9 protein-coding genes are annotated in these 9369 nt (G+C 78.4%); 8 read left to right on the top strand and 1 reads right to left on the bottom strand.

Annotated elements, in window-relative coordinates:
- The 6 genes from GTR00_RS07875 to GTR00_RS07850 form a co-directional block, all read left to right on the top strand.
- Positions 1-512: hypothetical protein (locus tag GTR00_RS07875; RefSeq protein ID WP_205705313.1), on the top strand; the 512-nt coding region annotated here is incomplete at its 5' end.
- Positions 509-1213, top strand: coding sequence for a class I SAM-dependent methyltransferase (locus tag GTR00_RS07870; protein WP_166611075.1), 705 nt, complete (start codon positions 509-511; stop codon positions 1211-1213). The genes GTR00_RS07875 and GTR00_RS07870, both read left to right, overlap by 4 nt.
- Positions 1214-1239: 26 nt before the next feature.
- A complete protein-coding gene (locus GTR00_RS07865) occupies positions 1240-2460 on the top strand; it encodes an FAD-dependent oxidoreductase (RefSeq protein WP_205705312.1) in 1221 nt (406 codons plus the stop codon).
- The gene (locus GTR00_RS07860; protein WP_205705311.1) at positions 2457-3962 is read left to right on the top strand and encodes a flavin-containing monooxygenase; all 1506 of its coding nucleotides are present in this window, start codon (positions 2457-2459) and stop codon (positions 3960-3962) included. Before GTR00_RS07865 ends, GTR00_RS07860 begins: the two co-directional genes overlap by 4 nt.
- Complete coding sequence (locus GTR00_RS07855; protein WP_205705310.1) at positions 3959-4846, top strand: SDR family NAD(P)-dependent oxidoreductase; 888 nt, start codon at positions 3959-3961, stop codon at positions 4844-4846. Before GTR00_RS07860 ends, GTR00_RS07855 begins: the two co-directional genes overlap by 4 nt.
- A gap of 9 nt (positions 4847-4855) precedes the next feature.
- Positions 4856-5863 carry a potassium channel family protein gene (locus GTR00_RS07850; protein ID WP_166611073.1) on the top strand — a complete coding sequence of 336 codons (1008 nt, stop codon included), beginning with the start codon at positions 4856-4858 and terminating at the stop codon, positions 5861-5863.
- Between the two features lie 8 nt (positions 5864-5871).
- Here GTR00_RS07850 and GTR00_RS07845 read toward each other — a convergent pair whose 3' ends face one another.
- Positions 5872-6120: a hypothetical protein gene (locus GTR00_RS07845; RefSeq protein WP_166611072.1), complete on the bottom strand. Its 249-nt coding sequence runs from the start codon at positions 6118-6120 to the stop codon at positions 5872-5874.
- A 206-nt stretch (positions 6121-6326) separates the two neighbouring features.
- Between GTR00_RS07845 and GTR00_RS07840 the strand changes: the two genes are divergently transcribed.
- Positions 6327-6833 (top strand): mycothiol transferase, encoded by a 507-nt coding sequence (locus tag GTR00_RS07840; RefSeq protein ID WP_166611071.1) that lies wholly within the window; start codon positions 6327-6329, stop codon positions 6831-6833.
- A 109-nt stretch (positions 6834-6942) separates the two neighbouring features.
- Positions 6943-9258, top strand: coding sequence for a HelD family protein (locus GTR00_RS25670; RefSeq protein WP_166611070.1), 2316 nt, complete (start codon positions 6943-6945; stop codon positions 9256-9258).
- Positions 9259-9369: the final 111 nt, after the last annotated feature.

The following is a 9369-nucleotide window of genomic DNA, read 5'->3' as shown; positions in this document are numbered from 1 at the left end:
CCGAGGAGCTGCGCCCCGTGGTCCTGCCGACCAGCCACCCCCACCAGCGCTACGGCGTGGCCGGGTACCGGGAGAGCGAGGAGCCGGACGGGCGCGTGGAGTGGTCCTGCGACCTGCTGCGCCACGGGCAGGGCTTCGGGCTGGTCAGCGACGACGGGCGCGGCGGGGACCACCGCTACGCGTTCACCGACGCCGCCCGCGGGGAGGAGTTCCGCACCGCCGCGCGCGGCCTGCACCCCGGCGCCGCCGCGCCCGAGGACGTCCTGGTCGACGAGCTGATCACGATCCGGCAGATGAACGCCCTGGACCGGGTCGCCTACTGCTTCGCCGAGGACCGCTTCGAGGAGCTGGGCGAGCACCGCCTGGCCCCGCCCGGGATGGACGTGGAGCAGGTGCGCGCCGCGCTGGCCGCCGAGCACGCCGACCGCTCCCCGCGCGTGTGGGACAGGACCCGCTCGGCGATGGTGCCCGTGACCGGCCCGGGACCTGGCGCCGCCGGGGGGTCGCGGTGAGCGCGCCGTCCCTGCGCCGGCGCGACGAGCGCGCCACCGAGCGGATGGACGACCCCGGCTGCGACCTGACCGCGCTGCACCGCACCTACGCGCAGTTCCGCCTCGTCAACGCCGTCGTGGCCGGCTGGCGGGTGACCTACCGGCGCCACCTGCGCCCGCTGCTGCGGCGCGAGGGGCCCACCTCGCTGCTCGACGTCGGCTGCGGCGGCGGGGACCTCGCCCGCGCCCTGGCCCGGTGGGCGCGGCGCGACGGCCACCGGCTGGAGGTCACCGGCGTGGACCCGGACGAGCGCGCGCACGCCTGGGCGGCGCGGCAGCCGCCCGTGCCCGGGGTGCGCTTCCGCCGCGCGCGCAGCGGCGACCTCGTCGCGGCCGGGGAGCGCTTCGACCTGGTGGTCTCCAACCACCTGCTGCACCACCTGGACCCGGAGCAGCTGGCCGCCCTGCTGGAGGACTCCCGGGTCCTGGCCCGCCGCCGCGCCGTGCACAGCGACATCGCCCGCAGCCGGTGGGCGTACGCCCTGTTCTCCGCCGGCACCCGCCCGTTCTTCCCCGGCTCCTTCATCCGCGAGGACGGGCTGACGTCCATCCGCCGCAGCTTCACGGCCGCCGAGCTGGCCGCGGCCGTCCCGGCCGGCTGGCGCGTGGAGCGGCCCTGGCCGGCGCGCACCCTGCTCGTGCACGACGCGGCCGGCGGCTGAGGGTGGAGCGCGCGCGGACCTGCGACGTGCTGGTCGCCGGGGGCGGGCCGGCGGGGCTGTTCCTGGCCGCGCTGCTGGCGCGGCACGGGGTGGACGTGGTCGTCCTGGAGCGGCGCGCGGCGGCGCCGGCGCACTCGCGGGCCATCGGCCTGCACCCGCCGGCGCTGCTGGCCCTGCGCGCGCTGGGGCTGGAGGCGGCGGTGCTGGCCGAGGGCGTGCGCATCGGCGGCGGGGTGGCGCGCAGCCGCGGGCGCGAGCTGGGCCGGCTGAGCTTCGAGCGGGCCTGGCCCGAGCACCCCTTCGTGCTGGCCCTGCCGCAGCAGCGCACCGAGGCGCTGCTGGAGCAGGGCCTGTCCCGGCTGGCGCCCGGCGCGCTGCGGCGCGGCTGGCAGGTCCTGGACGCGCGCGAGGGGCGCGGGGAGGTCGTGGTCGACGCCGCCGGGCCCGGCGGGGCGCGCGCGCTGTGGCGGGCGCGGGTGCTGGTCGGCGCGGACGGCGCGCGCAGCGCGGTGCGCGAGCGCGCGGGCATCGGCGCGGTCGCGCGCACCTACCCGGACGCCTACCTCATGGGCGACGTCGCCGACGGCACCGCCGACGCCGGCACCGCGGTCGTGCACCTGGAACCGGGCGGGGTGGTGGAGTCCTTCCCCCTGCCGCGGGGCGTGCGCCGCTGGGTGGTGCACACCGGGCGGCGCCCGCTCGCGGCGGACCCGGCGGTCCTGGCGGCCCTGGTGCGCCGGCGCACCGGGGAGGTGCTCGACCCGGCGTCGAGCACGATGGTCAGCGCCTTCGCGCCGCGCCGGCGGATGGCCCGCCGCCTGGTGGCCGGGCGCCGGGTGCTCGTGGGCGACGCCGCCCACGAGATCAGCCCCATCGGCGGGCAGGGCATGACGCTGGGCTGGCTGGACGCGCGCGACCTGGCGCCGCTGCTGGTGCGGGCCCTGGCCGCCGGCGCGGACGGGGACCTGCGCGCGGTGGAGGGCTTCGCCGGTTACGAGCGGGACCGGCTGCGCGCGGCGCGCTCGGCGGCACGGCGCGCGTGGCTGAACACCGCCCTGGGCAGGCCCGCCCGCGGCGCGGTGGCGCGCGCCCGCGAGGACCTGGTGCGCGCGGCGCTGCTGCCGCCGGCGCGCGGCGCGCTGGCCGGGGCGTGCAGCATGCGCTGGGCGCGGGAGCCGGATCCCGGCGCGGGCGCGGGGGCGGGCACCCCTCTCGACACCGTGTTGACAGCGTCGACGCGGCGTTGAACCCTGGAGGGGTGGTGGAGGAGCACGTCGACGTGCTGGTCGTCGGGGCCGGCCTGTCCGGCATCGGGGCCGCCTGCCAGCTGCGCCGGCTGGCCCCCGGCCTGACGTTCGCGGTGCTGGAGGCCCGCGAGCGCCTGGGCGGCACGTGGGACCTGTTCCGCTACCCCGGGGTGCGCTCGGACTCGGACATGTTCACGCTCGGGTACTCCTTCCGGCCGTGGACGGACCGGCGCGCCATCGCCGACGCCGCCTCCATCCGCGCGTACCTCGCCGACACCGCCCGCGAGTTCGGCGTGGACCGCGCGATCCGCTACGGGCACCGCCTGGTGGCCGCCGACTTCGACACCGCGCGCGGCCTCTGGCGCGTGCGGGTGGAGCGCACCGGCGGCACGGGCACGACGACCACGACCATGACGTGCGGGTTCCTCTTCGCCTGCACCGGCTACTACCGCTACGACCGCGGGCACACCCCCGACCTGCCCGGCCGCGAGGGGTTCGGCGGGCGGGTGGTGCACCCGCAGCACTGGCCCGAGGACCTCGACGTGGCCGGGCGGCGCGTCGCCGTGATCGGCTCCGGCGCCACCGCCGTCACGCTCGTGCCGGCGCTGGCCGAGCGCGGCGCGCGGGTGACGATGGTGCAGCGCAGCCCCACCTGGATCGCCTCCCTGCCCTCCACCGACCGCCGCGCCGGGCGCTGGCCGCACCGGCTGGTGCGCGCCCGGCGCATCGCGCTGGGCGCGGTGACGTACGAGCTGTCGCGCCGGGCGCCGCGGTTCGTCGGCGGCCGGCTGCTGCGGGAGGCGCGCGCCCGGCTGCCCCGGGGGTACGACATGGCGCACTTCACCCCCCGCTACGCCCCGTGGGACCAGCGGTTGTGCGTGGTGCCCGACGGCGACCTGTTCGAGGCGATCGGCTCCGGCGCCGCGCAGGTCGTCACCGGCGCCGTGGGGGGTTTCACCCCCGGCGGCCTGCGCCTGGCCGACGGGCGCGAGGTGGACGCCGACGTCGTGGTCACCGCCACCGGCCTGGCCGTCTCGCTGTTCGACGGCGTGCACCTGGCCGTGGACGGTGCGCCGGTGGACGTGGCGCGCACCGTGGCCTACAAGGGAGCCATGCTCTCGGGCGTGCCGAACTTCGCCTTCGCCTTCGGCTACACCAACGCCTCCTGGACGCTGAAGGTCGACCTCGTCACCGAGTTCGTGTGCCGGCTGCTGCTGCGGATGCGGCGCACCGGCGCCACCACCGCCACCCCGCAGGCACCGCCGGACCCCGCCCGCGCCCCGCTGATCGACCTGGCCTCCGGGTACGTGCGCCGCGGGGCCGCGGCGCTGCCCTCCCAGGGCACCCGCACCCCGTGGCGGCTGCACCAGGACTACCTGCGCGACGTGCTGCTGCTGCGGCACCGGCGCGTCGACGACCGCGGCCTGCGGCTGTCCACCGCCCCGCTGGCGGGCGCGCGGCCGGACGCGCGGGCCGGCGAGCGGGCGGGGGTGGCGCCGTGAGCCGGGCGCTGGGGCCCTACGGGTTCGCCGGGGGCACCGCGGTGGTCACCGGCGCCGCCGGCGGCATCGGCCGGGCGCTGGCGCGCGACCTGGCCCGGCGCGGCAGCTCCCTGGTGCTGCTGGACCGCGACGCGGCGAACCTGCGCGCGCTGGCCGCCGAGCTGCGCGCGCGCCACCCCGGCCTGGGCGTGGACGCGCGCGTCGTGGACCTCTCCGACGGCGCGGCCACCACCCGCACCGCCGAGGCCGTGCGCGCCGAGCACGAGCGGATCACCCTGCTCGTCAACAACGCCGGCGTGGCCCTGGGCGGGGAGTTCCGGCAGGTGAGCGCCGAGGAGTTCTGCTGGCTGCTGGAGGTGAACCTCGTCGCCACCGCGCGCGTCACCTCCGCGCTGCTGCCCGCGCTGCTGGCCTCCCCCGGCTCGCACGTGGTGAACACCTCCAGCCTGTTCGGCCTCCTCGCGCCCGCCGGCCAGGTCGCGTACGCCGCGAGCAAGTTCGGCGTGCGCGGGTTCAGCGAGGCGCTGCGCGCGGAGCTGGCCCCCGCGGGCGTGGGCGTCACCTGCGTGCACCCCGGCGGCGTCGCCACCGCCATCGCCCGCGACGCGCGGCTGGGCAGCGGGGTGGACCCCGAGCGCGGGCGCGCCGAGCAGCGCGAGTTCCAGGCGCTGCTCACCACGCCGCCGGAGGTGGCCGCCGCCGCCGTGCTGGAGGGCGTGCGCCGGCGCCGGGCGCGGGTGCTCATCGGCGCCGAGACGCACGTGGCGGACCTCGTGGCGCGCCTGCTGCCCGGCTCGCACCAGGGGCTGGTGGCCGCGGTGGGCCGCCTGGCCGTGCGGCGCGGGCGGGCGCTGCGACGAGCGCGCGGGCGCCCGGCGCGGTAGGCAGGTGCCGTGAGCAGACCCAGCGTGCGCCTGCGGCTGCCGGCCAGCCCCCCGGTCTCCCCGCTGCGCGCCATCGCGCTGCGGCTGTCCATCGCGCTGGGCCTCGTCCTGCTCGCCTGGGGCATGGTGGTGCTGGAGGCCGACGCGTACACCGACAACGCCGACGGCACCGTCTCCGCCGTCGACGCGCTCTACTACACGACCGTCACCCTCACCACCACCGGCTACGGCGACATCACGCCCGTGACGGAGCGGGCGCGGCTGCTCAACGCCCTGGTCGTCACGCCCATGCGCGTGCTGTTCGTCATCGTCCTCGTCGGCACCACCATCCAGGCGCTCACCGAGCGCTCCCGCACCGAGATCCGCCTGGCGCGGTGGAGGGCCCGCATGCGCGACCACGTCATCGTCCTGGGCTACGGCACCAAGGGCCGCAACGCCGTGCGCGAGCTGCGCCGCCACGGCCACCCGCCCCAGCGGGTCCTCGTCGTGGACCGCGACCCGCGCGCCACCGCCGACGCCTCCAGCGACGGGTACGTCGCCGTCACCGGCGACGCGGTGCGCGCCGACACCTTCCGCGCCGCGCTGGTGGACCGAGCCGCCCGCGTGGTCGTGGCCCTGGACCGCGACGACACCGCGATCCTGGCGACCCTGGCGCTGCGGCGCCAGAACCCGCACGTGGTCGTGGTGGCCGCCGCGCGGGAGGCCGAGCACGCCGAGCTGCTGCGCCAGAGCGGCGTCAGCTCCGTCGTGGTCTCCTCCGAGACCACCGGGCGCCTGCTGGGCCTGGCCGCCGACAGCCCCGCGGCCGTGGAGGTCGTGGAGGACCTCGTCTCCTTCGGCACCGGCCTGGACCTCGCCGAGCGGCCGGTGACGGCGCGGGAGGTGGGCCGCTCCGCCGGCTCGGTGGAGGTGCCGGTGCTGGCGGTGGTGCGCGGGGAGCGGGTGCTGCGCTACGGCGACCCCTCGCTGGGGGTCCTGCGCGAGGGCGACCGGCTCCTGCACGTCGTGGGCGGCTGAGCGCGCCCTCAGCTCAGGGCGCGCACCCCGGCGAGGAACTCCGTGAGCACCGCCGGCTGCACGTGCACGGTCACGCGCTGCAGCAGGCCGTCCACGTCCCACGCCAGCGCCACGTCGGGCACGTGCACGCCGTACAGCATCAGGTCGAGGGCGACGACCTCGGAGAGGAAGTCGCCGGGCTCGATGTCGAGGGCTTCGCGGCGGCGGGCCTCGTCGAGCGAGGCCCACCACTGCTGCAGGGCTGCGGTCTGGGTCACGTGCTGCACATCGCGGACGCCCCGGCCGGTGAAACGCCCTGTCCCCCGGGTGGCCCAACGCCCCGCCGGCGGCGCTGCCCGCGCCCGCGGCGCCGCCGGCGGGCCCTCCCGCGGGTGCTCCCCCGGGGGCTCCCCCGGGGCTCCCCCGGGGCTCCCCGGGCGCTCCCCGGGTGCGACGGCGGGCGCGCCGGGGTAGGCAGGGGCCCGTGGACGCCACCGACCTGCTGCTCGACGGCCACGGCCGCATCCGCCCCGCCGTGCACGCCGTGCTCGACCAGTGCGACGAGGCCGCGCTGACCGCCCGCCTGGACCCCGGGGCCAACACCATCGCCTGGCTGCTGTGGCACCTGGCGCGGGTGCAGGACGACCACGTCTGCGAGGTCGCCGGCACCGAGCAGGCCTGGACGGCCGGCGGCTGGGCGCGCCGCTTCGCGCTGCCCCTGCCCGACGAGGAGACCGGCTACGGCTTCGGCCCCGAGCAGGTCGGGCTGGTGCGCGCCGGCGCCGACCTGCTCGGCGGCTACTACGACGCCGTGCACGAGCGCACCGAGCGCTACCTGCGCACCCTCACCGCGCAGGACCTGGACCGCGTCGTCGACGAGCGCTGGGACCCCCCGGTGACCCTGGGCGTGCGCCTGGTCAGCGTCCTGGACGACGACCTGGAGCACGTCGCCCAGGCCGCCTTCGTCGCCGGGGTGCTGCAGCGGCGCTGAGGCGCGAGCGGGCGCACCCCGGCGGGCGACCGGCCTGCCCGCGCGGCGGCGGTCGGGCCTAGGCTCTCCGGGTCCGGAACCAGGCACGCGCGTCAGGAGAGACCGCCGAGTGAGCAAGGCCACCGAGCACCCCGCGGGGCACGCGACGAGCGAGGCCGAGGAGCGCGCCGCCGAGGAGGTCGCGCGCGAGGACGCCCGCGTGGGGCTCCTGTACGCCCGGCTGGACGAGCTGCGCGAGCAGACCGCGCAGCAGCTGGCCGACGTGCGCCGCACCCGCGCCACCGGCACCCACCAGAACCGCTTCGAGCGCGACGCGTTCGCCACCCTGTACGAGGACCGCCTCTCGCAGCTGTGGTCGGTGGAGAACCGGCTGTGCTTCGGCCGCCTGGACCTGCGCGAGGGCACCGAGGACCCCCGCCGCTACGTCGGGCGCCTGGGCCTGGCCGACGACCGCGGCGAGCAGCTGCTGGTGGACTGGCGCGCCCCGGCCGCCCAGGACTTCTACCAGGCCACCGCCGCCGCCCCCCGCGACGTGGTGCGCCGCCGGCACCTGCTCACCAGGGGCCGGCACGTCACCGCCGTCGACGACGAGGTGCTCGTGGCCGCCGGCGGCGAGCGCACCACCGGCGACGCCGCGCTGCTGGCCGCCGTCACCGCCCCGCGCACCGGGCGCATGACCGACATCGTCGCCACCATCCAGGCCGAGCAGGACCGGGTGATCCGCGCCTCCGAGCGCGGCGTGCTCGTCGTGCAGGGCGGGCCGGGCACCGGCAAGACCGCCGTGGCGCTGCACCGCACCGCCTACCTGCTCTACACCCACCGCGACCGCCTGGCCCGCAGCGGCGTGCTGCTGCTCGGGCCCAGCCCGGTGTTCCTGCGCTACGTGGAGCAGGTGCTGCCGGCGCTGGGCGAGACGGGCGTGGTGACGATGACGCTCGGCGAGCTGTTCCCCGGCGTGGTCGCCCGCGGCGCCGACGGCCCGCGCGCGGCGCGCGTGAAGGGCTCGTCGGTCATGGTCGAGGTGCTGGGGGCGGCCGTGGCCGCCCGCCAGCGGGTGCCGGAGGCGCCGCTGCGCCTGGACCTGGACGGCACGCCGCTGGTGCTGCGCCCCGAGGCCGTGGCCTCCGCGCGCACCCGCGCCCGCCGCAGCCGCAAGCCGCACAACGCCGCGCGCGTGCTGTTCGTGCGCGAGGTGCTCAACACCCTGGTGCAGCAGCTGGCGCGCGGGCGCGGGGTGGACCTGGCCGAGGAGCGCGAGGACCTGCTCACCGAGCTGCGCGAGTCGGTCGACGTGCGCCGCGAGGTGAACCTGTGCTGGATGCCGCTGACGCCGCAGAAGGTGCTCGCCGCGCTGTACCGCAACCCCGAGGTGCTGCGCCGGGCCGCCCCGCAGCTCTCGCGCGCCGACCGCGACGCCCTGCGGCGCGAGCGGCCGGAGGCGTGGAGCGAGGCGGACGTGCCGCTGCTGGACGAGCTGGCCGAGCTGCTCGGGCCGCTGGAGGAGCGCGGCTCCTCCGAGGCGGCGCGCAGCGCCGACCGCGAGCAGCAGCTCGCCTACGCCCGCAAGGTGCTGGAGGACTTCGAGGCCTCCGGGGTGGGCAACCCGCTGGTGACGCCGGAGCTGCTGGCCGACCGCTTCGCCGTGGACGGGCCCACCGGCACGGTGGCCGAGCGCGCCGCCGCGGACCGCACCTGGGCGTACGGGCACGTCGTGGTCGACGAGGCGCAGGAGCTGTCGGCGATGGCGTGGCGGCTGGTGGAGCGGCGCTGCCCGGCGCGCTCGATGACCCTCGTGGGCGACGTGGCGCAGACCTCCAGCCCCGCCGGCGCGCGCAGCTGGGCCGAGGCCCTCAAGCCCGTGGTCGACGACCGCTGGCGGCTGGAGGAGCTCACCGTCAACTACCGCACCCCCGCCCGGATCGCCCGGGTCGCCGCCGACGTGCTGCGCGCGGCGGGCATCGACGCGCGCCCGCCCACGCCGGTGCGCGAGGGCGAGCACGAGCCGGCGGCCGTGCGCCTGGCCGGCCCGGACGACGCCGCGGGCGTCGTGGACGCCGTGCGCGGGGTCGCCGGCGCGCTGGAGGAGGGCCGCGTCGCGGTGATCACCGCGCACGAGGACGGTCCGCTGGGCTCGGACGCCCTGCGCGCGGCGGTCTCCCGGGCCCTGCCGCCGGGGTCGGTGGCCGCCTCCCCCGACGACCTGGACGCCGAGGTGAGCGTGCTGGACGTCCAGCGCGCCAAGGGCCTGGAGTTCGACGTGGTGGTGCTGGTGGAGCCGGCGGAGGTGCTGCGCCGCCCGCGCGGGGCCAACGACCTGTACGTGGCGCTCACGCGCGCCACCCAGCGGCTGCTGGTGCTGCACGCGCAGGACCTGCCGGCGTCGATGGCCGCGGTGGTCCCGGCGGCGCCGGGCGCCCGGGGCTGACCGGCGCCGGCGGCCGGCGTGGCGGGATCCGGTGCACCCGTGGCCGTTCCGGCCCTCGTCGGCGCCGCCACCGGCGGGCAGGCTGCGGTGCCGTGAGCACCGAGACCGCAC

The sequence above is a fragment of the Kineococcus indalonis genome (genome assembly GCF_009906395.1).
In the GTDB taxonomy this organism is placed as follows: domain Bacteria; phylum Actinomycetota; class Actinomycetes; order Actinomycetales; family Kineococcaceae; genus Kineococcus; species Kineococcus indalonis.
This window is presented reverse-complemented; position numbering and strand designations above follow the sequence as displayed.